Origin of the sequence: Mesorhizobium sp. Pch-S, assembly GCF_004136315.1 — a bacterium.
Classification (GTDB): Bacteria; Pseudomonadota; Alphaproteobacteria; order Rhizobiales; family Rhizobiaceae; genus Mesorhizobium.
In genome coordinates this window covers 2,357,640-2,380,999 of sequence record NZ_CP029562.1, presented here as the reverse complement: position 1 = coordinate 2,380,999, position 23,360 = coordinate 2,357,640, and the positions used below count along the sequence as shown (strand labels likewise).

Here is a 23,360-nt window from a genome sequence, read left to right as displayed (position 1 = left end):
ATTGCACTTGACTACAAAAGGCTCTGGCGCAATCCGGCGGAGCCTTACGGTACGATCAGCGTGCCGGCGCCGTGCTCGGTGAAGAGCTCGAGCAGCACCGAATGCGGCGTCTTGCCATTGAGGATGACGACGCCTTCGACGCCGCGTTCGATCGCCTCGATGCAGGTCTCGACCTTGGGAATCATGCCGCCGGACACCGTGCCGTCGGCAATCAGAGCCTTGGCTTCCGCCACGGTCAGCTCGTCGATGAGCTTCTTGTTCTTGTCGAGCACACCGGGAACATCGGTGAGGAACAGCAGGCGCGTCGCCTTGACCGCGCCGGCGATGGCGCCGGCGAACGTATCGGCATTGATGTTGTAGGTATGGCCGTCGCGGCCGGGTGCCACCGGGGCCAGAACCGGGATCATTTCGGACCGCGCGAGCAGGTCGAGCAGGGTACGATCGACTTCGACCGGTTCGCCGACGAAGCCGAGATCGAGCACGCGCTCGATGTTGGAATCCGGGTCCTTGATCGTCTTGTGGGCCTTGCGGGCGAAGACCATGTTGCCGTCCTTGCCGCACAGGCCGATCGCCCATTCGCCTTCGGCGTTGATGAGTGCGACGATCTCCTTGTTGATCGAGCCGGCCAGAACCATCTCGACGATTTCGACCGTCTTTTCGTCGGTAACGCGCAGGCCGCCTTCGAAGCGCGACTCGATGCCCATCTTGGCCAGCATGGCCGCGATCTGCGGGCCGCCGCCGTGCACGACGATGGGATTGACGCCGGACTGCTTCAGCAGCGCGATGTCGCGCGCGAAGGCCTTGCCGAGTTCGATGTTGCCCATGGCATGGCCGCCATACTTCACCACGACCGTCTTGTTCTCGTAGCGCTGCATGTAGGGCAGCGCCCTCGAGAGCAGCGCGGCCTGCATCTCGGCGTTGGCGGCGGCTTCCGTCATGGCGATTTTCCCGGCTGGCTGGAAAGAAACGGCGAGGTCTTAGCGGGAAACGGCGAGGGGGGCAATCGATTGCAGGCGGGCAGTCCTGTTTTGGCGTATTGTCGGCTTCATCTGTTCGTGAACAGCGGTGAAACCGTCAAAGAGGTGTCACGATGACGGGGTTCGATTCGAAAACCCATTGGCAGGACGTCTACGCCACCAAGGCGACGACCGCCGTGAGCTGGTATCAGGAGACACCGGCCCCTTCGCTCGATCTGCTGCAACTGACGGGTGCCGGACCGGAAACCGGCATCATCGATATCGGCGGCGGTGCCTCGATCCTCGTGGACACGCTTCTGGGCCTCGGCTACGGCGATCTTTCCGTGCTCGATATCTCGCCGACCGCGCTTGAGGCCGCGCAGGCACGCCTGGGCAGATCAGCTGGCAAGGTCGAGTGGATTGTCGCCGATGTCACAGAATGGCGTCCCGAACGTTCCTACGACATCTGGCACGATCGTGCCGCCTTCCACTTCCTGGTCGAGGAGAGCAGCCGGAGCGCCTATGTCGAGCGGTTGCGCTCGGCCCTGCCTGTCGGGGGGCATGTGATCATCGGCACCTTTGCGCCGGATGGCCCGGAAAAGTGCAGCGGCCTGATTGTGCAGCGCTACGATGCACGATCCCTGGGTACGGCACTTGGTGCAGGCTTCCGGCTCATCGACAGCAGGCGGTACGACCATCTCACACCCTGGCGCGCGGTACAGCATTTCCACTTCGGTACGTTCTGCCGCGAGGCCTGAATTTCTGGAGCATGATCCCGGAAAGTGGGAACCGGTTTTCGGAAAAGATCATGCTCCAACAAAGAGATAGAGCGGAAGAGCGATTCTACCGGATCGCATTCCGCTCTAGTGCGGCACGCGCAATGGCGCGCGCCGCTTGAGCCAGCCGGAAATGGTCTCCATCTGCGCCGCGAGCGAAAGCAGGGTCTCTTCGTCGCCGGGGCGACCTGCGGCCTGGATTCCGAGCGGCAGGCCGTCGTCGGTGACATGGACCGGCAGGGCGATGGAAGGCTGGCCACTGACATTATGGATCGCCGGCCAATGGGTGAACCACAGGCTCTTGTCGAGCAGTTGCGAGAAGAAGCCCGGGACCCTCAGCAGTCGTGTCAGGTGCAGCCTGTCCAGGACGGTTTCAATGACTTCATCGACACCTTTCGGGCTCATCGCACCGCAGGCGAGCGGAGGATGTGCGATGATCGGCATCAGCACGGCGTCATAACGGGCGGTTGCGGCGATCATCTGACGGCAGGCAGTGTGGAGCCGTTCGAGCAAGGTGTAGGTCTCGCCGCCGGACATCAGTTCGCCGAAGCGTCCGAGCAGGCGTGTCGCGCGTTCGACATCGCCGGTGACGGACCTGCCGTTGCGGGCTTCTTCCATGCGAAGCGACCCGGCAACCGCCGAAGCGACACACATCGCAAAGGCGGTCATGAACGCTCGGTCGATCATCGGCAGATCGATCTCTTCCACCGTGTGACCACCTTCGCGTGCGATCGCCACCGCCTTGTCGAGCGCTTGCACCGTTTCGGTCGAAATCGGCAACCCGAGCGGTGATTGGCGGTACACGGCGAGACTGAGCTGTCCAGGCTGGCGGGCTGCTGCCGCCGTGAAAGTGCCGCGCGGTGGTCGCGCCGCATAAGGTGAAAGCGGGTCCGGACCGTGGGTCAGATCAAGCAACAGCGCACTGTCTCGGACAGACCGGGTGACGGCATGGTCGACGACGAAGCCGTACCAGCTCTCCGATACCAGCGGTGACAGCGGCACCCGACCGCGCGAGGTCTTGAGCCCGACCAGCCCCGTGCAGGCGGATGGCACGCGGATGGAGCCGCCGCCGTCGGACGCATGTGCCACCGGCACGACGCCTGCCGAAACCAGTGCGGAAGCGCCGCCGGAGGAGCCGCCGGTGGTGTGGCCGGTATTCCAGGGGCTGCGTGTGGCACCGAAAGCGGCGGATTCCGTCATGAGCCGCAAGCCGTATTCCGGCGTGGTGCTGGTGGCGATCGGGTTGAGACCGGCTGCCAGATAGCGTTCGGTCAGGACCGAGTTGAAATCTGGCACGAAAGGCGGAACGCGGCTGCCACCATGCATCGCGATGCCCTGGATGGCGATGCCGAGGTCCTTGATGGCGAAAGGTACTCCCGCCAGCGGCAGGGTGCGGTCGATCGTTTTCGCCCGCTGTCTTGCTGCATCGTAGAGGGGCTCTGCAATGGCGTCGATGTCGCCGCGCGTCGCCTCTGCCCGGGCGATAGCGGCATCAGCCAGTTCGAGCGGCGACAGCTCGCCATTGCGGACCAGGGCCGCCAGGCCAATCGCATCGTTTTCCCACAGCGTCCGCTCGACAGACATGCAGCCCTCCCAAGCCCTTGGAAAAGGCTATCGGGCTGTCGCTGGCTTTGCAATCGGCGCAGAAACGGCAGCCAGCGTCACTCCACTAGGCAAGGCGCGGCGGCCATCATAGTCTGGCACCGATGACGCCGCAGGACATCGCCAGACTGATCGTCCGGACTTCGCTGAAGGACCGGGCAGCGTTCGATCTGCTCTACCGGCAGACGAGCGCGAAACTTTTCGGTGTCTGCCTGCGTGTCTTGAGCGATCGCGCGGAAGCCGAAGAGGCGTTGCAGGAGGTGTTCGTCAAGGTCTGGACAAAGGCCGACCGCTTCGCCGTCTCGGAGCTGAGCCCGATGTCGTGGCTTATCGCGGTGGCGCGCAACCATGCCATCGATCGCATCAGGGCACGGCGCAGGCCGGCTGCCGAGATCGACACCGCGCTCGATGTGGCTGATCCGGCGCCGGGACCCGAGGCAATGGCGGTGGCGGGTGGCGAGGCCGACCGCATTCACCATTGCCTGGAGGAACTTGAGCAGGATCGGGCGGATGCCGTGCGGGGTGCGTATCTCAAGGGAGAGAGTTATGCCGAACTTGCGGAGCGCCATGGCGTTCCGCTCAACACGATGCGGACATGGCTGCGACGCAGCCTGATCAGATTGCGGGAATGCCTGGAGCGATGAGCGAGAGCGACCATACCGGACCGGAACGCGACGACGACGCGCTTGCCGCGGAGTATGTGCTCGGCGTGCTTTCGGCGGACGAACGTCAGGCGGCCACGCAGCGGATCGAACAGGATCCGGCCTTCGCGCGATTGGTCCATGCCTGGGAAGGTCGGCTTTCACCCCTTGCTGCCGGCTATGCCGAGGTGGAGGCGCCGGCCTCGGTGAAGGCAGGGATCGAACGCAGGCTATTCTCGGACGCTGTGGAGCAGCAGGATCGAGGCGGCCTCTGGTCCAGCCTTGTTTTCTGGCGCGGCCTGGCCGCCGCTGCCGTCGCGGCGCTGATGCTTGCCATCGCCGTCCCTTATCTCGGGGCGCCGTCTGCGCCGCCGCAGGCGGAACTGGTTGCGTCACTTTCCGGTGAAGGCAGCGATGTCCGTTATGTTGCGGTCTATGACGGAGTTCGCAACGAGGTGCGGCTGTCGCACCTTTCCGGCCGACTGGCAGCGGACAAGGATTTCGAACTTTGGCTGATCGAGGGCACGAATGCGCCGATCTCCGTCGGGGTCGTTCCCCTGGGTGCTACTGCGCAACTGAGCCCCGCTGCAGATGTTCGGGAGAAGTTGGGGCAAGGCGCGGTTCTTGCCATCAGCCTCGAGCCGAAAGGCGGCTCGCCGACCGGGCAGCCGACCGGACCCGTGGTTGCAGCCGGCGATCTGAAAGACATCTGATCCGACCGCGGCAGAAAAAAATCCGACCGGCTGAAACTCGCGAGGATCGTGTCCCGTATCTCCTCCTGTCCCCAAGAGGGTTGAACCAGAGGAGATTGAGACATGCACAAGATCACCAAGCTGCTGTTCGCAGGCACCGTGGCCATATCCGCACTCGCCGGCATCGCCTATGCCAAGAACCCGATGGTTGGCGGCGCGCCGATGTATGCCGAGAAGAACATCGTCGAGAACGCGGTGAACTCGAAGGATCACACCACGCTGGTTGCGGCGGTCAAGGCCGCGGGCCTGGTCGAGACGCTTCAGGGCAAAGGCCCATTCACGGTCTTCGCGCCGACCAATGAGGCTTTTGCGGCTCTGCCCAAGGGCACGGTCGAAACCCTGCTGAAGCCGGAAAACAAGGACAAGCTCACCAAGATCCTCACCTGCCATGTCGTTGCCGCCAAGGCGATGTCGGCCGACGTCGCCAAGATGGTCAAGGCTGATGGCGGCGCACACAAGGTCAAGACCGCCGGCGGTTGCGAGCTGACGCTGAAGGAGAAGGGTGGCAAGGTCACCGTGACCGATGAAAGCGGCAACGTCGCCCATGTCACGATCGCCGATGTCGAACAGTCGAATGGCGTCATCCACGTCATCGACAAGGTTCTGCTGCCCAAGATGTAACGGCAGGTCGGTTCCCGACGAAGAACGGGAATAAGGCACGGCGGCCGCGCGTTGGTCCTCCCAGACTGGCGTGCGGCCGCTCTTACTCAGCTTCGCGGGCATAAGATCAACAGCAAGTTGATTTCACGACTGTCGCTGATCGGGGCAGGATACAAAAAAGGATGAGGCTTATGGATCGGCGCGATTTCCTGCTTGGTACAGCCGCCGTGGCGTTGGCGGGAGTGGGCGCCTGGGCATTCTCGCGCCTTGGCAGCGTGCAGCCGGCGCGGGCCGAGACATTCGAGGTCCAGAAGACCGATGCCGAATGGAAAAGCCAGCTGACGCCCGAGCAGTATGCCGTGCTGCGCCAGGAGGATACCGAATACCCGGGCACCAGCCCGCTGCTCAACGAGCACCGGAAAGGTGTCTTTGCCTGCGCCGGTTGCGAGCTGCCGCTTTATGCGTCCGAGACGAAATTCGATTCAGGCACGGGCTGGCCGAGCTTCTGGCAGGCCTTGCCCAATGCCATCGGCACGCATGAAGACAGGACGCTCGGCATGGTGCGGGTGGAATGTCATTGCCGTCGCTGCGGTGGCCATCTCGGCCACATCTTCGATGACGGCCCACCGCCCACCGGCAAGCGCCATTGCATCAACGGCGTTGCCTTGAATTTCCAGGCCGCTGCCGCCTGACCAGGTCCGGGGTCACTGCAACTCAAGGGAAAGTTGCAGCGGTTTTCGGTCTGGAATTGCGTAAACGCTCTAGTGACCGCCGCCGCCTCCACCGCCGGCCGCGGTCGGCGGCCGCTTGATGACCATCACGAAGGCCGCCAGCGAGAGGAACAGCATCGTCAGCAGATAGAAGACGTCCATGAAGGACAGCAGTGCTGCCTGCTGGTGCACGATGGCCGACAGCTTGGAGAGGGCCGCGCTACCGGCATCCAGCCCGCCTTGCGACTGGAAGTTCAGCGTCATGTTGCGCAGCTTGTCCTGCGCGGCTTCGCTGCCCCACTGCACATGCTCCGACAGCCGGGCATAGTGGAAGGCGTTGCGGTCGATCAGGATGGTGTTGATCAATGCCAAGCCCACTGCTCCGCCAAGGTTGCGGGTCAGGTTGAACAGGCCCGAAGCATTCTTCAGTCGTGACGGCGGCAGGGTGCCAAGCGCAATGTTGTTGATCGCCACCATGCACAGCATCATCGAGGCGCCGCGCAGGATCTGTGGAACGAACAGCTCCCAGAAATCCCAGTCGGCGGTGAGATGTGTCATCTGCCAGGTGCCTGCAGCGAAGCCGACAAAGCCGGTCGCGATCATCAGGCGCGGGTCGAGCTTGTTCGACAGGATGCCGGAGACCGGCGCCGTCAGGAACATGGCGAGACCGGACACGAACAGCGCCTCGCCGATCATCATGGAATCATAACCGCGGATGCGGCCGAGATAGATCGGGTAGAGATAGGTGAGCCCGTAGAGGCCGATACCCATTACGAAGGAGAACAGCGAACCGAAGGCGAAGTTGATGTTGCTGAAGGCACGCAGGTCGACGATGGGCTCCTCGGCGGTGAACACGCGCCAGAAGAACACGATCGCGCCGACCGTCATGACGATGGCGAAGATGAACACCGACTGCTCCTGCAGCCAGTCGTGGTTGGGCCCTTCTTCAAGCACATATTCCAGCGAGCCGAGGAAAGCGGCCATGCCGGCGAGGCCCCACCAGTCGAACTTCTTCAAAAGGCTCATGTCGGGCTTGTCGAAATCGATCAGCGTCCAGGCCGCCGTCGCCACCATGATGCCGGGCACGACATTGATCAGGAACAGCCAGTGCCAGGACATGGCGTGGCTGATGTAGCCGCCGACTGTCGGGCCGATGGTTGGCGCCAGCGTGGCGACCAGGCCGATCATCGGCGAGACGATGGCGCGCCGCGATGGTGGGAAGATGGTGAAGGCGGCTGCGAAGACCGAAGGAATCATGCCGCCGCCGATGAAGCCCTGGATCGCCCGATAGATGATCATCTGGTCGATGTTGGTGGCTGTGGCCGCCAGCGCACTCGCAGCGGTGAAGCCGGCGGCGGAGATCGTGAACAGCACGCGTGTCGACAGCATGCGGCTCAGGAAGCCTGACAGCGGGATCATGATGACTTCCGCGATCAGGTAGGAGGTCTGAACCCACGGGATCTCGTCGGAGCTGGCCGAAAGGCCGGCCTGGATCTCGGCGAGCGACGCCGAGACGATCTGGATGTCCAGGATCGCCATGAACATGCCGAACACCATCGCCAGGAAGGCGATGACGCGCCGCGGTTCGATGTGATCGACAGGCCTTGCTGCGGCAACGGCGTCGATGCTCGACATGGTAGCTTCCCGCTATTTGGTCGTTGCTGACGGTGCAGTGCGGCTGTCGACGTCGACGATGACGCTGAGACCCGCGCGCAGCCTGCCTGTCGCGATGGCTTCGGGTGACACATCGATGCGCACCGGCACGCGCTGCACCACCTTGGTGAAGTTGCCGGTGGCGTTCTCCGGCGGCAGCATCGAGAACACCGCGCCGGAGGCGGGCGCCAGCGAGGAGACGGTTCCTTCGAATGTTTCATTGTGCAGAGCATCGACCGCGATGCGCACCGTCTCACCCGGCACGAGGCGGGCAAGCTGTGTTTCCTTGAAGTTGGCGACGACATAGAGCTTGTTCATCGGCACGATGGCCGCCAGCTTCTGGCCCGGGCTGACGAGATTGCCCTTTTCCACCGAACGGTTGCCGACGACGCCATCATAGGGAGCCCGCAGCACGGTGAAGCCGAGGTCGCGCTCGGCCTTGTCCTTGGTCAGGCGCAACGATGCCTGCGTGCTGGCTGATTCCGCGCGCTGAGCTTCCAGCACGCCGATATTGGCCTTCGCCGCAGCGATCTGTGCATCGGCGCTGGCCAACGAAGCACGGGTCTGGTCGACCGCGGTCTGCGCATCGTCCAGCTGCGCCTGCGTGGCGACATGCGTCTTCAGCAGTTGCGCCGTGCGTCCCTGGGTGCGCTGGGCATTGTCCGCAGCGGCCTGAGCCGAATTCTTCTGCGCTTCGGCCTGCTGCAGGGAGGCATGAGCGGCGGTGATCTGCGCGTCGATGCGCGCCAGCGTCTTGTCCAGCGTCGCGATCTGGGCGGCGGCCTGGTCGACGGCGATGCGGTAGTCGCCGGAATCGACGATGAACAGCGGGTCGCCGGCCTTCACTTGCTGGTTGTTCTCGACCTTGATCTCATCGATGTAGCCGGAGACCTTCGGCGAGACGAAGGCCATGTCGGCCTGTACATAGGCGTCGTCCGTCGAGATCATGAAACGGCCATCGGTCCAGTAGCCGTAGCCGTACCAGAGGCCGGTGCCGACCAGGCCCAATCCGATGATGGGCAGCAGCAGCGAACGTACCGAGCGCTTCTTCTTTGCGGGCGCCGGTGCTTCGGCCGCAGTTTCCACCGGCGCGGTCGGCGCTTCGGCGGATGGTGCCTTGGCATTCGGAAACGGATGCACCTCGGCGGTGGTCGGGGTAGAAGAGTTCGACATGGCTACGCTCTTGTGATTTGCGAACTGAACCGTTCGGTTCGATGTTGACTTAACGTAAGAACAAGCCCATATCAAGTGACATCGAACCGATTGGTTCGAATTATTTTACGCGTACAGGGAAAATGAGCGAAACTCTCATAGATACCGAAACGAAACCGGACAAAGTCGAGAAAGCCGACGAGCTCTCCGGCCGCGGGCGGCCCGCCGCGGGTCAGGATCCGGTCAAGCGCGACCAGATCATGGAAGGTGCCCGGCGCGTCTTCATGGACAAGGGTTTTGACGCGGCTTCGATGAACGACGTCACCCGCGAAGCCGGCGTCTCGAAGGGTACGATCTACGTCTACTTCGACAACAAGGAAGAGCTGTTCGAGGCCCTGGTCGAGGAAGAGCGCTGCAAGATCTTCCAGAATCTCTATGAGGTGCTCGACCGCGAGGACAATCTGCGGGATGTCCTCGAGGACTTCGGCATGGCTCTTTCCTACAAGATCACCTCGGACAAGGTGGTGATGGCGCAGCGCACCGTCATCGGCGTCGCCGAGCGCATTCCGGAGCTCGGCCTGCGTTTCTACGAGAAGGGGCCCAAGCAGGGTCATGCCAAGGTGGAGGCTTTCCTCAACCGGGCGATCGCAAAGGGCCTGCTTGAGATAGCCGACGTCGATCTAGCCGCCTACCAGCTCTCCGAACTCTGCATGGCAGGCCTGCTCAGGCAGCGCCTTTACGGCTACCGGCGCCAGTCGCCTGCTGACCATGAGATCCGCTATGTGGTGCGGGCGGGCGTCGACGTCTTCCTGAAGGCCTATGGCACGGAAGCGTTCGCCGCGCAGGACAAGGCACGCCGCACAGACTGATACCAAAGGTCCAGGATGTTGACACATCCAGGACGCCTCAATCGCCGGCGCGGCCCATCCAGGTCGCCACAGAAAAACAAAAAGGTTGGAGCGTTTCCACGTTTCGGTAAAACGGAAACACCCCAGCTTCGCGCCAACGGGCGCGGCGCGCTGCAATGGTCATTCGATATGACCATGGATATGAGGTGGTTTATCCGCCGTTGGCGACCAGAACGATCGCTGCGCGCAGGTCCTCAAGCCCGTCCACTTTCTCGGATGACGTTGCCAGCACGCCGGGGAAAGCTGCCGGCCGCTTCTTGATCTTGGCCAGCGTCTCTTCGATCAGGCGCGGCACGCCGGCAGCCTTGATCTTATCCGTCTTGGTCAGCACGATCTGGTAGGAGACAGCCGCCTTGTCGAGCAGGGTCAGCACGTCCTCGTCGTTCTTCTTGATGCCGTGACGCGCGTCGATCAGCACATAGACACGCTTCAGTGTCACCCGGCCCTTCAGGTAGTCGAAGACAAGCTTCGTCCACTGGTCGACCTGCTCCTTCGGCGCCTGCGCATAGCCGTAGCCCGGCATGTCGACCAGGGCCAATGGCGGCAGGTCGGCACCTTCACCGGAAAAGCCGTCGGGCACGAAATAGTTGAGCTCCTGCGTCCGGCCGGGTGTGTTGGATGTGCGCGCCAGCCCCTTCTGGCCGACCAGCGCATTGATCAGCGACGACTTGCCGACATTGGAACGGCCGGCAAAGGCGATCTCCGGCGGGCCTTCGGGCGGCAGGAACTTCATGGCGGGCACGCCGCGGATGAAGATCCATGGCCGCGTGAAGATGTCCTCGCCGACCGCAGTAACTGTTTCTGCGGTCACTTCGAGGCCTCGAGCCGGTCGATGTCGGCGCCGCGGATGGCATCGAGGTTGCGGGTGATCTTGTCGGCGGGCCAGTCCCACCAGGCGATCTGCCGCAGGCGCGCGATGGTTTCGTCGTCGAAGCGCATCTTCACCACCTTGGCGCTGTTGCCGGCGGCAATCGCATAGGGTGGCACGTCTCGGGTCACCACCGACTTCGCGGCAATGATCGCGCCATCGCCGATCTTCACGCCGGGCATGATCGCGGTGTTCATGCCGATCCAGACGTCGTTGCCGATCACCGTGTCGCCACGCAATTCGGCTTTCCAGGTCGCGACGTCGAAGCCCTTTTCCCAGCCGTGGCTGAAGATGTTGAACGGATAGGTCGAAAAGCCGCCCATGACGTGGTTGGCGCCGTTCATGATGAAACGGGCGCCTTCGGAGATGGCGCAGAACTTGCCGATGATCAGCTTGTCGCCAATGAACGGGTGATGATGCAGCACGCAGGTCTCGACGAAACTCTCGGGCCCGCCAGGATCGTCGTAATAGGTATAGTCGCCGATCTCGATGTTGGGAGCGTGGACGATCGGCTTGAGGAAGCCGACCCGATTGTGATGCAGCGTCGGATGCTTGGTGTTGGGATTAGGGCCGTTCATTGTGATCTCCGGCGAGATTGCGGCGGAACTGAAAGATAGCCCAATCTTTTCGCCAATAGCAAAAGGCCCCGGCTATGCCAGGGCCTTTTTCCAAAGGGATAGCTTGGCTCGCTACTCTGCGGGCGTTGGTTTCTTCTTGAAGAGACCGGCCAGATTGTCCCACAGCTCGATCTTGGCGCCCTGGCGCTTCATGATCGCGCCCTGCTGCAGGATCGACAGAAGGTTGTTCCACGCCCAGTAGATCACCAGGCCGGCCGGGAAGCCCGCCATCATGAAAGTGAAGATCACCGGCATCCAGTTGAAGATCGCGGCCTGCGTCGGATCCGGCGGTGCCGGGTTCATGCGCATCTGCAGGAACATGGTCACGCCCATCAGCAGCGGCCAGATGCCGATATGCAGCATGGCCGGCGTGGCGAACGGCAGCAGGCCGAACAGGTTGAGCAGCGACGTCGGATCGGGTGCCGCCAGATCGTGGATCCAGCCGAAGAACGGCGCGTGCCGCATTTCGATGGTGACGTAGAGCACCTTGTAGAGCGCGAAGAACACCGGGATCTGGATCAGCACCGGCCAGCAGCCGGCGATCGGATTGATCTTCTCGGTCTTGTACAGCTCCATCATCGCCTGCTGCTGCTTCATCTTGTCGTCCGCGTATTTTTCGCGGATTTCCAGCATCTTGGGCTGCACCTTCTTCATGTTCGCCATCGACTTGTACGACTTGTTGGCGAGCGGGAAGAAGATTGCCTTGACGATGACGGTGGTGGCGAGGATCGCCAGGCCGAAATTGCCGAAGAACTTGTAGAGCGTGTCGATCAGCCAGAACATCGGCTTGGTGATGAAGGAGAACCAGCCCCAGTCGATCAGCAGATCGAAGCGGCGGATGTCGAGATCCTTCTCGTAGGCATTGATCTTCGACACTTCCTTGGCGCCGGCGAAGACCAGCGATTCCACCGTGGCCGACTGGCCGGCCTCGACGGTGATCGGGTCGGTCAGGAAGTCGGACTGATAGCGCGGACGGCCATCGTCGAAATAGGCGAAGCGCGGCTGGAACGGCTGCTTTTCGGTCGGAACGAGCGTCACCGCCCAGTATTTGTCGGTGATGCCGAGCCAGCCATTGGTCGACTTGGCTGGCACATACTGCTTGTCCTTCTCGACGGACGCGTATTTGTGCTCCTGCAGGCCTTCCTCGCCGGTCACGCCGATCAGGCCTTCATGCAGCACGTAGATCGACGGCGTGCTCGGCTTGTCGAAGCGGGTGACGCGGCCATAGTTCGACAGGGTGACAGCCGCCGAACCGGAGTTCTGCACGGTGTCCGAAACCTTGAACATGTAGTTCGCGTCGACCGAGATGGTGCGCTTGAAGGTCAGGCCCTTGTCGTTGGTATAGGCGAGTGTCACCGGCGTCGTCGGCGTCAGCGTGGCGTTGCCGTCGACCGTCCAGACCGTGTCCGGGCTCGGCACCTTGCCGGTGGCTTCGTTGCCGACGAAACCGAGCTCGGCATAGTAGCCGTTCGGCAGCGCAGACGGGTTGAGCAGCTCGATCTCGGGCGAATTGTTGTCGACGGTCAGCCGGTAGCGCTTCAGCTTGAGGTCGTCGAGACGCGCGCCGGTAAGGTTGATCGAGCCTTCGAGGCTGGGCGTATCGATCTTGACGCGGCTGGTGGCGGCAAGCGCCTGCTCGCGTCCGGCCGGGGTTGCACCGTCCGTGCCGGGCAGGCTTGGCACTGCGCCGGGCTGGGCTGGTGTCTGTGTACCCGTCGCTCCCGCTGCCGGGGCTGTCTTGGCCTGGCGCTCGGCCTCGATACGTGCCGTCTCGCGCTGGGTTTCGACGCGCGGGTTCATGTAGAACACCTGCCACAGCGTCAGGATCAGCACCGACAAGGCGATGGTGATGAAGAAATTGCGGTTGTTTTCCATCGAGACCTTGGCCTGTCGCGCTAGCGTTTTGCGTGGATACGGCGGGAAAGCTCGGCTTTCAGCTCACCGAATGGCGCGGTGAGGACATCCTCGCGCCCCACGATGACATAGTCATGGCCGCTTTCCATGTCAGCGGCGGCATAAGTGCGCACGGCTTCTTTCAGCCGCCGGCGGACCCGGTTGCGCACGACGGCGTTGCCGACCTTCTTGGTGACCGTGAACCCGACACGCGGCGCTTCATGATCGCCGCGGTTCAGCACTTCAACGAGGAAAAACCGCCCGCGCCGCTTTTCGCCGCGCCGGACGGTCAGGAAATCCGTGCGTTTCAGAAGCCGTTTGGGTGCCTGTCCCATTGGCCGGGTCGAGGGCAACGGCCGTGGCGTCCGCTTAGGCGGACAGCCGCTTGCGACCGCGGTTGCGGCGAGCAGCGACGACGCCGCGGCCACCCTTGGTAGCCATGCGGGCACGGAAGCCATGCCGGCGCTTGCGGACGAGCTTGGAGGGTTGGTAGGTACGCTTCATTTGTTTAAATACCGCGGCGTGCGGCCCTTCTTGTGTCTGTCACTGTGTAACAGGAGCTTGTTGGCTGGGCCCTGTTTGGCGCGATCGAAACCGCGCCGGGTTCTGGGGCCCGAGCGTGAGCGGGGCTTATAGGTAGAAGGGTTTTGGAAGTCAATCCGACTCAGGCGGCAAAGATTCGCTAGCTATCGCACATTGCGCCATATAGCTGGAAATTCCGTCACAATTGCCTAGTTTGGATCAGAAGGCATGGCGGCAGGTGTATGAGCGTCGAACCTTCCACGATCGAGAATACGGAGGCCACCAGGCCTGCGACCGGCGCCCTGGCCAGGGTCGTGCCGCTGGCGCGTGGCCTGTCGGCCAAGCTGATCCTGCTCACCATCGTTTTCGTGCTTCTTGCCGAAGTGCTGATCTTCCTGCCCTCGATCGCCGACTACAGGACGCGCTGGTTGCGCGAGCGCCTCAACACGGCGGCAGCCGTGTCGGTGGTTCTGGTGGAAGGTGATCCTGGCGCGCTGTCCCGTACCGCCCAGGATGACCTGCTGATGGCGCTTGGCGCGAAGGCTATCGCGGTTCGTGATGGCGATGCCTCGCGCCTTCTGGCGGTTGCGGCCATGCCGCCGAAGGTCGACGAGCATATCGATATCGCCAACACCGGCATGTTCGCGCAGCTCTCGGACGCGCTTGAAACCCTGTTCTGGGGCGGAGACCGCACGTTGCGCATCTTCGGGCCGGTCGGCGAGCAGGGCCGCGAGTTCGAGCTGATCATGCCGGACTACCGGCTGCGTGCCGCCATGCTGTCCTTCTCGCGCAACATCGCCCTGATCGGGCTGCTGATCTCTGTCTTTTCCGCCATGCTCGTCTATGTCGCCGTCGACCGCATCATGATCCGCCCGGTGCGGGCGATGACACGTTCGATGCTGTCCTTCTCGGAAGCGCCGGACGATCCGGGCCGGATTGTATGCCCGGCCGACCGCGACGACGAAATCGGCGTCGCCGAGCGCGAACTGGCGCAGATGCAGGGCCGGCTGCAGAAAATGCTCGCCGAACAACGGCATCTTGCCGATCTCGGCCTCGCCGTCTCGAAGATCAACCACGACATGCGCAATGTGCTGGCATCGGCGCAGCTTTTGTCCGACCGCCTGCTGCAGGTGAAGGATGCCAGTGTCCAGGCCTTCGCGCCGAAACTGCTGAAAGCGCTGGACCGCGCCGTTTCCTACACCGAAGGCGTGCTGGCCTATGGTCGCGCGCAGGAGGCACCGCCGGCCCGCCGCATGCTGCGCCTGCGCCAGCTCGTCGATGAGGTGCACGGCCTGCTCGACATCGGCGACGGCATCGATTTCGAGAACGGCGTCGACGCCGCTTTCGAGATCGATGCCGATTCCGAACAGCTGTTTCGCGTCCTGACCAATCTGTCGCGCAATGCCGTGCAGGCCATGGCTGCCGACACCGAAGGCGCCGTGGTGCGGCGTCTGGTCATATCGGCGGACCGGACCGGCGGCATCAGCCAGATCCTGGTCATGGATACCGGCCCCGGCCTGCCCCCGAAGGCGCGCGAGAACCTGTTCCTGGCTTTCCGCGGTTCGGCGCGCAGCGGCGGCACCGGCCTTGGCCTCGCCATCGCGCATGAACTGGTGCGCGCCCATGGCGGCAAACTCGAGCTTGTCGAAAGCATCGGCGGACGCACGGTCTTTTCGGTGAGCATCCCCGACCAGCCCGTCAGTCTCGACCGTGCCCGCCGCGGTCTCAGGCGCTCGGCCTGACGGCGGCCGTGAGCCGCCTTTCACGACGACGGCAAAACTTTTGCATTGATCGCTTGCTTTTCGGAATTTGAGTCGTTAGGGAACACCTCGCATCGCGGCTGGCACCAAACGCAGGCCGTGAATGCTGTCAGGCAAAGCCTGTTGCGCGCCCGTAGCTCAGCTGGATAGAGCACCAGACTACGAATCTGGGGGTCAGGAGTTCGAATCTCTTCGGGCGCGCCATCTAAACTTCCAGAATTTCCATTTTAGCGCGTTGCAAGTCGCGCACGCGCAAGCACGTTTCGCTGCTATCCAGCGACACAAAACCGCCACCAACCGCAAGCAATCCGTCGACGTCCTGATCTGGAAAGACGTCACGATGAAACGTTGCTGCCTTGCGGTTGCTTTCGGAGCCTTGCTGGCCATGCAAGGCACGAACCATGTCGTCGCTGCGGATCTCATGGGTTTCTGGGATCAGCGCGAGCGAGGTGGAAACAGCTTCAACGAAGCGCCTCCCGGTGAAGAGTATTTCAAGGCACTTGCGGCGACGGGCGCGACCTGGGTGCGCCTCACCTTCAGCAAATGGAAGGGCGAAGGACGGGATTTCCTGATCGGCGACGCGGATCGTTACGAGGGTCTGAAGGCCAAGGACCTTGCAACGCTCCGCAAGGTGCTCGACGCGGCGCAGGCCGCAAAGCTGAAGGTCGTCGTGGTCCCGCTCAGTCTGCCGGGTGCCCGCTGGGCGCAGCAGAACGGCGGCAAATTCGACGATCGGCTCTGGTCGGATCCTGCCTTCGCCGAGCAGGCGGTTCGTTTCTGGTCCGACCTTGCCACCGCGCTCAAGGATCATCCGGCCATTGCGGCCTACAACATCGTCAATGAACCCGCGCCAGAGAAGACGACGGGCCTTGCCGAAAACGGTTCATCGCGCGACCTCGCGGCATGGCAGGCACAGCAGGCGGGCAGCCCGCGCGATCTGACAAAGCTCTATGAACGGATCGTCACGGCGATCCGCGCCGTCGATCCCGTCACGCCGGTGATGGTCGACAGCGGTTACTATGCCAATCCGCGTTCGCTTGCTGCCTGGCCAAAACCGCTCTCCGACGATCGGGTGCTGTACGCTTTCCACATGTACGAGCCCTATCAGGCGACCAGCGTACCGAACATGAAACGCAAGACCCCGCTTCGCTATCCGGGCGTGAAAACGGACTATGCGGGTGGCACGATTGCCTGGGACCGCGATGCCGTGGGCGCCCACATCGACACGGCGTTCGACTGGGCGCAGGCGCAGGGTCTGAAGCCGACACGCATCGTGGCGGCGGAGTTCGGCTGCATGCGCCTGTGGGCGGATTGCGGGACCTATCTCAAGGATGTCATGGACGCCGTCGACGCGCGCGGCGGTCACTGGGCCTTCTATTCATTTCGTGAGGACGCCTGGGACGGGATGGACTACGAACTGCCCGCCAGTCTGAAGCCCGGCCAGTTCTATTGGCTCAGCGAGCAGAAGAAGGCCGGCAAGCTCCCCCGAAATGGCGAGCTTATGCAATTGTTGAAGCAGAGGATGTCCGCGAACCCCTGACGCATGATCCCCGACACCGCAGCCTGACGATCACATCAGCAAGGCGCGCTGATCGCCGATGAAATCGGTCAAGGCCTCGGCGAATGCGTCGCGGTCAGCATCCGCAATCTCGAGACTCAATGCGTACATGCCGCGCGGCGCGAGATAGATACCCTTGCGCAGCATGTGGAAGAAGAACAGCTCCTTGAGCTGCTGGTCGGCTGCGCGCACGTCACCTGCCGAGCGGATGGGGGCGCGAGCGAAGTGAATGGTTCCGAGCGATCCGAGCCCGGTGAACTGGAGCGGCGCCTGGTTCTCGACCGCGATGCGATTGAGATCGGCGCGGAACCGGTCGCCGGACGCGGACAGATCGGATGCGGCCTGGCGTGTGTAGATCTGCGTCAGCGCGGCGTGGCCGGCACTCATCGTCAGGATGTTGTTGTTGAACGTGCCGGCATGCGAGAAGGCGCCGTCGCGCGCCGGATCGAACCGTTCCATCAGGTCGCGCCGGCCGCCGAAGGCGCCGAAGGACATGCCGCCGCCGATGTATTTCCCGAGCGTCGTCAGATCGGCGGATATGCCGAGCATTTCCTGCGCACCGCCGCCCGACAGGCGTGACGTCATCACCTCGTCGAAAATCAGCAGCGCGCCGCAGCGGCTTGCCTCGGCGCGCAGGAGATCGAGAAAGGCGCGCTCGGCCGGCACGCATCCGCCGGCGCCGAGCATCGGCTCGACCAGTATCGCGGCACAGTCGCGCCCGTGGCGCTTCAACAGGTTGGCCGTTCCCTCGACGTCGTTGTAGACGCCGAGCACCACGTCGTAGGGCGCATTTGTCGGCGCGTGTCCGCTGGCGAAATTCAGCAGGCCGCCATGATAGCCGCCGTCGAATGCCAGGACCGTCTTGCGGCCGGTGATCGCGGTCGCCGTCGCCAGCGCCATCAGGTTGGCCTCGGTACCGGAATTGGTGAAGCGCACCAGGTCGATCGAGGGAAAGCGATCGCATACCGCTTCCGCGAAAAGCGCCTCGTTTTCCGTCTGCGTCGAAAGATTGAGGCCGATGGCCAGCGCGCGTTCGACCGCGGCGCGAATGACGGGATGGGAATGTCCAAACAGGCCTGCCGTGTATTCCCCGAGGAAATTGACATAGGCGTGGCCGTCAACGTCCTGGAAGCGCGAACCCGTCCCTTGCGCGATGACCAGCGGGAACGGTCGGTGGAACAGGATGCTGCGCGTGTTGCCTCCCGGCATCGAGCGCCGCGCGCGCTGGTGATGGTCGGCGCTGACGGGATTGTCGCGTGCGAACGCGTTGCGTGCCGCAGCGATTGCCTGCGCCATCTGTGCCTTGTCGCTGACCGATGACCTGCCAGGTTTTCCAATCGGCTCGTTCATGCATCCTCCCGACGCGTTGATCGTCCTCTTGACCATTTCCTGTACACTGAACAGGAAGCCTTGTCCAGTGTACAGGTGGCAAAGAAGGCGGAAGCGGTTTAGGGTAACGCCGTGAATCACAAAGGTAAGGTGGGAACGGGACGATCTTGGCGACAAAAGCGCAAGGCAAGAAGCGAGCCGGATCGGATCTGTTGACGCGCAACCAAGTCATCGACACCGCGTTGACCTTGATCGACGAGCAAGGCCTCGATGGGTTCAGCGTGCGCGAACTGGCACGCGCGCTGGGCGTTTTTCCAACCGCGCTCTACTGGCATGTCAAAGGCGGCCGCAACGAGCTGCTCGCAGCGGTCGCGGCACGCGCGCTGGAAGATGTCTCACCTCAACCCGGTGCGGGCGACGAGTGGAAGGACTGGCTGCGCCAGCTCTTCCACCGCTACCGCACAGCACTGAGCCGCCATCCCAACGTGGCGCCGCTGCTCGGCGCCCAGCTTGTCTCGAATGCGGGCGTCAACCCGGTGCTGGTCGAACGGATTCTGGCGGCGCTGCATGGCGCGGGCTTTCGCGGCGTCGCGCTCGTCGACGCCTACAATGCCACGCTGGCGGCGATGCTTGGCTATGTCACGCTCGAATTCGCACCGGCGCCGTCCGACGAACCGGACCGTTGGGCGAAGGAATTTCAGCAGGCGCTCAAGGCGTTGCCTGAAGGGCGCTATCCGCACCTGCAGCAGAATTTTCAGTTGCTGGCCAATCGCGCCTTCGTGCTGCGATGGGAAAGTGGCGACACCAATCCGCTCGTCGGCGGATTCGAGATGTTCGTCGAGGCGTTCGTGCTCGGCCTGGAGCGGAAGCTGCAGACGTTGCCGCCCACTGCGGACGAGCGCAGCTAGGCGCCCCATCCAGTCGACCTCACTTCCCGCTCTTTCGCCGTATCAGCTCGAATATGCCCGAAATGTCCTCGTGTCCGAATCCGGCGCTGTCCCGTTTGCGGAACAAGTCCAGCATGGGGTCAAGCAGATCGGTGGCGACGCCCTGTTCGCGGGTGGCGGTGAGGATGTTGTCGAGGGAGGCCGCCTGCATGCCGAGGTTCGACACCACATCCTTATCGTGACGGCCGCTGTCGATCTTCTCGGCATATCCAGGCAGCTCGCCCATCATTGCCGTCATCCACGGACCAAGCAGCTTGAAAAACGCCCCGGCCGGAATGCCTTCGGAATCGACGAGCGCGCTGGCATGGAAGAAGCCCGCGAAAAGCCCGTACATGCCGCTGAGCAGCGCAAGGTCGTGCAGCGATGCCAATCCGGCGTCCGTGCCGAGATAGTTGGCGGCGCCAAGGTCCTTGAGCGCATCGGCATGCGCATCGAAAGCTGCCTTCGACCCGCTGTAGAGGATGAGCGCGTGCTCCCCGCCGATCATCGGAGGCGTCGCCATGATGCCGCCGTCGAGATAGGCGGCACCCAGTCCGGTAACCCGCTCGGCCATGGCGCGCGCCTGTGCCGGGGTGCCGTTGGTGAGATTGACCAGCGTGCGTCCGGGGAGCGCTGAAGCCGCCTGATCGATCACCGCTGCCGACGCGGCATAGTCCAAAACGCACATCACGGTGACGTCGCTTGCCGCGATGGCGTCCTTGGCGGACTTCACTTCGCGTGCACCTTTGGCGAGCAGCGGGACAGCTTTGTCGGGTGTGCGGTTCCACACCGTGAGCCTGTGGCCTTGCTGGAGAAAGCGGGTGGCGAGTGCCTGCCCCATGGCCCCAAGGCCGAGGATCGAGATGTTGGCCATATCCGTGTGCGTCTTTCCTGGTTCGAAACCCCGCCCATCGCGGTGGTGGCAAAGAGATGCGGAATTGGACGCAGAAGCTGTAGTAGGGTATCCGTAGACCCATCGTCCACATATCGGAACGATGGCCACCAATGCTCAATCTCAACGACCTCTTTGTTTTCGTTCAGGTGGTGAACCACGGCGGCGTTGCTGCCGCGGGGCGTGCTCTGGGCATTCCCAAATCGACGCTCAGCAAACGGCTTTCCGAACTGGAAAAGGCGATTGGCGTGCGCCTGATCCAGAGGACGTCGCGCAATTTCACCGTGACCGAGATCGGCCGGGATTTTCATCGCCATGCAGCCGCGATGCTCATCGAGGCGGAGGCGGCGGAGGACGTCATCAAGGGGCGTCTGGCCGAGCCCAGTGGAACCGTGCGCATCACCGCATCATTGCCCATTGCCCAGTTCCATCTGGCGCCGCTGCTTCCGCGTCTCGCGGCGAGCTATCCGAAGGTGCGTGTCGTGCTCGATGTCTCCGACAGGTTGGTGGACATCGTGCAGGAAGGTTTCGACATCGCCATTCGCAATCATTTCGGCCCGTTGCCCGATACCGATCTGGTGCAGCGTCGAATCGACTACGACCCTGCCTGGCTCGTCGCGTCGCCCGGATACATCGCGGAGAGGGGCGTGCCGTCCCGTCCCGAGCAGGCGAACGGGCTCGACGGGCTGATGGCATCGTCGTCCGATCGCGCCTGGACGCTTCACAATGACGAGGGCGCGGCCGCCGATGTCACGCCGTCACCGCGCTATGTCGCCAACGAAACCGTGTCCTTGCTGGAAGCGGCCAAAGCGGGACTCGGCGTGGCTTGTCTCGCCAGCAGCTTCTGTGCGGCGCTGATCGGATCGGGCGTGCTTGTCCGCATACTGCCGGGCTGGACGGCGCGTGGCGTGACCACGACGCTGCTGATGCCGCATCGGCGTGGGCAGTTGCCCTCCGTCCGGGTGGTTGCCGACCATCTGATTCGCGAGCTTTCGCAGCGGACGTCGCGGGCCGGCCTGCCCGACCCGGGTTCCGGTTTGTGAGCGCCGGGCATAGGGCTGTTCCTGTTCAGCTGCCTACGCCGCCATGCGACTGGCGGCGAGTACCGCTCCCATCCGCTCGACCAGTTCCGATACAGGTCCGGCACTTTCCCAGGAATAGATGGAGACGGCCATCGCCGGGCCGATGCCGAAAGGCGCGTATTGCCGCACGCGATAGCTCGCCGTCGCGCTTCGCGGCAGCAGCGACAGGCCGAGACCTGCCTCCACCGCCACCAGGACGTTGTGGAGGCTGCTGCCCGAGAAGGCGATGTACCAGCGAAGCTCCTCGCCTTCGATGCGTTCGAACATCGCCTCGCGGTAAAGGCCACCGGGAGGGAATGTGACCAGCGGGATCGGGTTGGGCCACCTGGCTGGTGCATCCGCGCTTTCGAACCAGGCCATGGTTTCCGGAAACGTCGCGCGGCTATCGGGTTCGGCCTCCGGTTCCTTGACCACCGCGATATCGAAGTCGCCGGCGCGATAGCGCCGGGTCAGGTCACGGCTCAACCCGGCGGTGACATCCAGCTGGGTGCCGCGATGGCGCTGGGCAAAGTCGTTGAACACCTTTGCCATCGCGGCGCTGACGATGTCTTCGGGAACGCCGATGCGGATGGATGTCGTGCCTGCCGGATCGCGCAGGGCGGCTTCCGCCTCCTGTTGCAGGGCCAGGATGCGCCGGGCGTAACCCAGAAGCCGTTCGCCGGCCAGTGTCGGCTCTACCGGCCGCGCGGCGCGATCGACCAGCATCGATCCGACCGTTTCTTCGAGCCGGGCGAGCTGCTGGCTGATGGTGGATTGCGTCATATGAAGCCGGTCCGCCGCGAGCGTGAAGCTGCCGGCATCCACGATGGTGGAGAAAGCGCGAAGAAGGCGTGGATCAAGCATGGCGGATGCCCCAGGGTAATATGAGGTCTGTATCTATAATCGTAATGTATTTGATCCAGACATTTAATTTCCAAATATCTGGATCAGTCCTTATCTGGATACCGTGACCAGCGGCCTGGAGGTCGCCAGCCGGTTTGGGCAAACAGCACGGGGATTGCGATGTTTCGTCGATCTGTTCTTCTGGGTGTCGCATGCCTGCTGCTGGCCCCGGCCCCACTCATTGCTTCAGGGAAAACCATGAGCGAACCAGCCTTGCACGTTGCCGCGACGAGCGGCGATGTCGCGTCCGTCAAGAAACGCATTGCCGAGGGGCGAAGATCGATGCGCGGGACGGCAGCGGTGCCACCGCGCTGCTGGTGGCCACCCACGGCAATCAGGTCGAAGTCGCCAAGGCGCTGATCGAAGCCGGAGCCGACGTCAACGCCAAGGACAACATCGAGGACAGCCCGTATCTCTATGCCGGCGCCCGTGGTCATCTCGAAATCCTCAGGATGACGCTGGCGCACGGCGCCGACCTCAAGAGCATCAACCGTTATGGCGGCACGGCGCTCATTCCCGCTTCCGAACGCGGCCATGTCGAGACGGTGCGCACGCTGATCGAGGCAGGTGTCGATGTCGATCACGTCAACAAGCTTGGCTGGACCGCGCTGCTGGAGGCGATCATGCTCGGCGACGGCGGCGAACGCCACCAGCAGATCGTCGCGCTGCTGGTCCGGGCCGGGGCCGACGTCAATCTTGCCGACGGCAACGGCGTGACCCCGCTCCAGCATGCCCGCTCCGGCGGCTACAGGAAGATCGAGGCGATCCTGCAGGCCGCCGGCGCTCATTGAAACGGGACCTGCTATGAATGACGAAAACCAGTATCTCGGCCAGGCCATAGCGCTTGCGCGCGCCAACATCGGCAAGGGAGGCCGGCCTTTCGGTGCAGTGCTGGTGCAGGAGGGCAAGGTTGTCGCCACGGCGGTGAACGAGATCCACGCCAGCAACGATCCGACCTCGCATGCGGAAATGAACGTCATTCGCGCTGCCAGCCGCAGGCTCGGCAGGCCTGATCTCAAGGGCAGTGCCGTCTATGCCAGCGGCCATCCCTGTCCCATGTGCATGGCCGCGATGCGGCTGGCCGGCGTCGACAGGGTGTTCTACGCCCACTCCAACGACGACGGCGCACCATTCGGACTTTCCACGGCGGCGATCTACGAGGATCTCGCCAGGCCGTTCGCTGAACAGTCCATGGCCATCCGCTATGTGCCGGTGCGGCCGCAAGGCGAGAGGGACCTCTATGCCGAGTGGGCCGAGGTCCGGGACCGGCGGGGATAAGAC

The 23,360-nt window shown here is 63.3% G+C and carries 24 protein-coding genes, 1 tRNA gene and 1 pseudogene; 13 read left to right on the top strand and 13 right to left on the bottom strand.

Annotated features, from left to right (window positions below; all coding sequences use genetic code 11):
- Positions 1-44: 44 nt before the first annotated feature.
- A complete protein-coding gene (argB, locus tag C1M53_RS10910) occupies positions 45-938 on the bottom strand; it encodes an acetylglutamate kinase (protein ID WP_129412274.1) in 894 nt (297 codons plus the stop codon).
- Positions 939-1,090: 152 nt separating this feature from the next.
- Here argB and C1M53_RS10905 point away from each other — a divergent pair, with 152 nt between their 5' ends.
- On the top strand, positions 1,091-1,714 hold the full coding sequence (locus C1M53_RS10905) for a class I SAM-dependent methyltransferase (RefSeq protein WP_129412273.1): 624 nt from the start codon (positions 1,091-1,093) through the stop codon (positions 1,712-1,714).
- Positions 1,715-1,819: 105 nt separating this feature from the next.
- Here C1M53_RS10905 and C1M53_RS10900 read toward each other — a convergent pair whose 3' ends face one another.
- On the bottom strand, positions 1,820-3,316 hold the full coding sequence (locus C1M53_RS10900; RefSeq protein WP_129412272.1) for an amidase: 1,497 nt from the start codon (positions 3,314-3,316) through the stop codon (positions 1,820-1,822).
- Positions 3,317-3,438: 122 nt separating this feature from the next.
- Here C1M53_RS10900 and C1M53_RS10895 point away from each other — a divergent pair, with 122 nt between their 5' ends.
- The 4 genes from C1M53_RS10895 (at position 3,439) to msrB (ending at position 6,019) form a co-directional block, all read left to right on the top strand.
- The gene (locus C1M53_RS10895; protein ID WP_129412271.1) at positions 3,439-3,978 is read left to right on the top strand and encodes a sigma-70 family RNA polymerase sigma factor; all 540 of its coding nucleotides are present in this window, start codon (positions 3,439-3,441) and stop codon (positions 3,976-3,978) included.
- Positions 3,975-4,688: an anti-sigma factor gene (locus tag C1M53_RS10890; RefSeq protein WP_129412270.1), complete on the top strand. Its 714-nt coding sequence runs from the start codon at positions 3,975-3,977 to the stop codon at positions 4,686-4,688. Before C1M53_RS10895 ends, C1M53_RS10890 begins: the two co-directional genes overlap by 4 nt.
- 102 nt (positions 4,689-4,790) lie before the next feature.
- The gene (locus tag C1M53_RS10885; protein WP_129412269.1) at positions 4,791-5,348 is read left to right on the top strand and encodes a fasciclin domain-containing protein; all 558 of its coding nucleotides are present in this window, start codon (positions 4,791-4,793) and stop codon (positions 5,346-5,348) included.
- A 170-nt stretch (positions 5,349-5,518) separates the two neighbouring features.
- On the top strand, positions 5,519-6,019 hold the full coding sequence (msrB, locus tag C1M53_RS10880) for a peptide-methionine (R)-S-oxide reductase MsrB (protein ID WP_129412268.1): 501 nt from the start codon (positions 5,519-5,521) through the stop codon (positions 6,017-6,019).
- 69 nt (positions 6,020-6,088) lie between these two features.
- On the opposite strand, the gene C1M53_RS10875 is transcribed toward msrB, so the two are convergent.
- Positions 6,089-7,672, bottom strand: coding sequence for a DHA2 family efflux MFS transporter permease subunit (locus C1M53_RS10875; RefSeq protein WP_129412267.1), 1,584 nt, complete (start codon positions 7,670-7,672; stop codon positions 6,089-6,091).
- Positions 7,673-7,684: 12 nt separating this feature from the next.
- Positions 7,685-8,863: an HlyD family secretion protein gene (locus C1M53_RS10870; protein ID WP_129412266.1), complete on the bottom strand. Its 1,179-nt coding sequence runs from the start codon at positions 8,861-8,863 to the stop codon at positions 7,685-7,687.
- A 122-nt stretch (positions 8,864-8,985) separates the two neighbouring features.
- Here C1M53_RS10870 and C1M53_RS10865 point away from each other — a divergent pair, with 122 nt between their 5' ends.
- The gene (locus C1M53_RS10865; RefSeq protein ID WP_129412265.1) at positions 8,986-9,711 is read left to right on the top strand and encodes a TetR/AcrR family transcriptional regulator; all 726 of its coding nucleotides are present in this window, start codon (positions 8,986-8,988) and stop codon (positions 9,709-9,711) included.
- A gap of 190 nt (positions 9,712-9,901) precedes the next feature.
- Here the strand turns inward: C1M53_RS10865 and yihA are convergent, their stop codons facing one another.
- From yihA to rpmH, 5 genes are all read right to left on the bottom strand, one after another.
- Positions 9,902-10,561: a ribosome biogenesis GTP-binding protein YihA/YsxC gene (gene yihA, locus C1M53_RS10860; RefSeq protein WP_129412264.1), complete on the bottom strand. Its 660-nt coding sequence runs from the start codon at positions 10,559-10,561 to the stop codon at positions 9,902-9,904.
- A complete protein-coding gene (locus tag C1M53_RS10855) occupies positions 10,558-11,196 on the bottom strand; it encodes a CatB-related O-acetyltransferase (protein ID WP_129412263.1) in 639 nt (212 codons plus the stop codon). The genes yihA and C1M53_RS10855 overlap by 4 nt, the downstream gene beginning before the upstream one ends.
- Before the next feature lie 111 nt (positions 11,197-11,307).
- Positions 11,308-13,110, bottom strand: coding sequence for a membrane protein insertase YidC (gene yidC, locus C1M53_RS10850; protein ID WP_129412262.1), 1,803 nt, complete (start codon positions 13,108-13,110; stop codon positions 11,308-11,310).
- 20 nt (positions 13,111-13,130) lie between these two features.
- Positions 13,131-13,463 carry a ribonuclease P protein component gene (gene rnpA, locus C1M53_RS10845; RefSeq protein WP_207213094.1) on the bottom strand — a complete coding sequence of 111 codons (333 nt, stop codon included), beginning with the start codon at positions 13,461-13,463 and terminating at the stop codon, positions 13,131-13,133.
- Between the two features lie 34 nt (positions 13,464-13,497).
- A complete protein-coding gene (rpmH, locus tag C1M53_RS10840; RefSeq protein WP_008833937.1) occupies positions 13,498-13,632 on the bottom strand; it encodes a 50S ribosomal protein L34 in 135 nt (44 codons plus the stop codon).
- 260 nt (positions 13,633-13,892) lie between these two features.
- On the opposite strand from rpmH, the gene C1M53_RS10835 reads away from it, so the two are divergent.
- Both C1M53_RS10835 and C1M53_RS10830 read left to right on the top strand, forming a co-directional pair.
- A complete protein-coding gene (locus C1M53_RS10835; RefSeq protein ID WP_129412260.1) occupies positions 13,893-15,392 on the top strand; it encodes a HAMP domain-containing sensor histidine kinase in 1,500 nt (499 codons plus the stop codon).
- A gap of 145 nt (positions 15,393-15,537) precedes the next feature.
- Positions 15,538-15,614 (top strand) — tRNA-Arg (locus tag C1M53_RS10830).
- A 1-nt stretch (position 15,615) separates the two neighbouring features.
- Here the strand turns inward: C1M53_RS10830 and C1M53_RS31685 are convergent.
- On the bottom strand, positions 15,616-15,813 hold the full coding sequence (locus C1M53_RS31685) for a hypothetical protein (RefSeq protein ID WP_165358116.1): 198 nt from the start codon (positions 15,811-15,813) through the stop codon (positions 15,616-15,618).
- On the opposite strand from C1M53_RS31685, the gene C1M53_RS10825 reads away from it, so the two are divergent.
- Entirely contained in the window at positions 15,796-16,950 is a 1,155-nt protein-coding gene (locus tag C1M53_RS10825) for a cellulase family glycosylhydrolase (RefSeq protein WP_165358115.1), read from the top strand. The two genes, C1M53_RS31685 and C1M53_RS10825, sit on opposite strands and share 18 nt — an antisense overlap.
- A 30-nt stretch (positions 16,951-16,980) precedes the next feature.
- Here C1M53_RS10825 and C1M53_RS10820 read toward each other — a convergent pair whose 3' ends face one another.
- Complete coding sequence (locus C1M53_RS10820; RefSeq protein WP_245488518.1) at positions 16,981-18,318, bottom strand: aminotransferase class III-fold pyridoxal phosphate-dependent enzyme; 1,338 nt, start codon at positions 18,316-18,318, stop codon at positions 16,981-16,983.
- A 191-nt stretch (positions 18,319-18,509) separates the two neighbouring features.
- Between C1M53_RS10820 and C1M53_RS10815 the strand changes: the two genes are divergently transcribed.
- Positions 18,510-19,205, top strand: a complete 696-nt coding sequence (locus tag C1M53_RS10815) for a TetR/AcrR family transcriptional regulator C-terminal domain-containing protein (protein ID WP_129412258.1) — start codon at positions 18,510-18,512, stop codon at positions 19,203-19,205.
- 19 nt (positions 19,206-19,224) lie between these two features.
- Here the strand turns inward: C1M53_RS10815 and C1M53_RS10810 are convergent, their stop codons facing one another.
- On the bottom strand, positions 19,225-20,097 hold the full coding sequence (locus tag C1M53_RS10810; protein WP_129412257.1) for an NAD(P)-binding domain-containing protein: 873 nt from the start codon (positions 20,095-20,097) through the stop codon (positions 19,225-19,227).
- 131 nt (positions 20,098-20,228) lie between these two features.
- On the opposite strand from C1M53_RS10810, the gene C1M53_RS10805 reads away from it, so the two are divergent.
- A complete protein-coding gene (locus C1M53_RS10805; protein ID WP_129412256.1) occupies positions 20,229-21,158 on the top strand; it encodes a LysR substrate-binding domain-containing protein in 930 nt (309 codons plus the stop codon).
- 33 nt (positions 21,159-21,191) lie between these two features.
- Here the strand turns inward: C1M53_RS10805 and C1M53_RS10800 are convergent, their stop codons facing one another.
- Positions 21,192-22,040: a LysR family transcriptional regulator gene (locus C1M53_RS10800; protein ID WP_129412255.1), complete on the bottom strand. Its 849-nt coding sequence runs from the start codon at positions 22,038-22,040 to the stop codon at positions 21,192-21,194.
- Between the two features lie 237 nt (positions 22,041-22,277).
- On the opposite strand from C1M53_RS10800, the pseudogene C1M53_RS10795 reads away from it, so the two are divergent.
- Together C1M53_RS10795 and C1M53_RS10790 are read left to right on the top strand one after the other, a co-directional pair.
- Positions 22,278-22,870, top strand: a pseudogene (locus C1M53_RS10795) (ankyrin repeat domain-containing protein).
- Positions 22,871-22,883: 13 nt separating this feature from the next.
- Positions 22,884-23,357 carry a nucleoside deaminase gene (locus C1M53_RS10790; protein WP_129412253.1) on the top strand — a complete coding sequence of 158 codons (474 nt, stop codon included), beginning with the start codon at positions 22,884-22,886 and terminating at the stop codon, positions 23,355-23,357.
- Positions 23,358-23,360 lie beyond the last annotated feature (3 nt).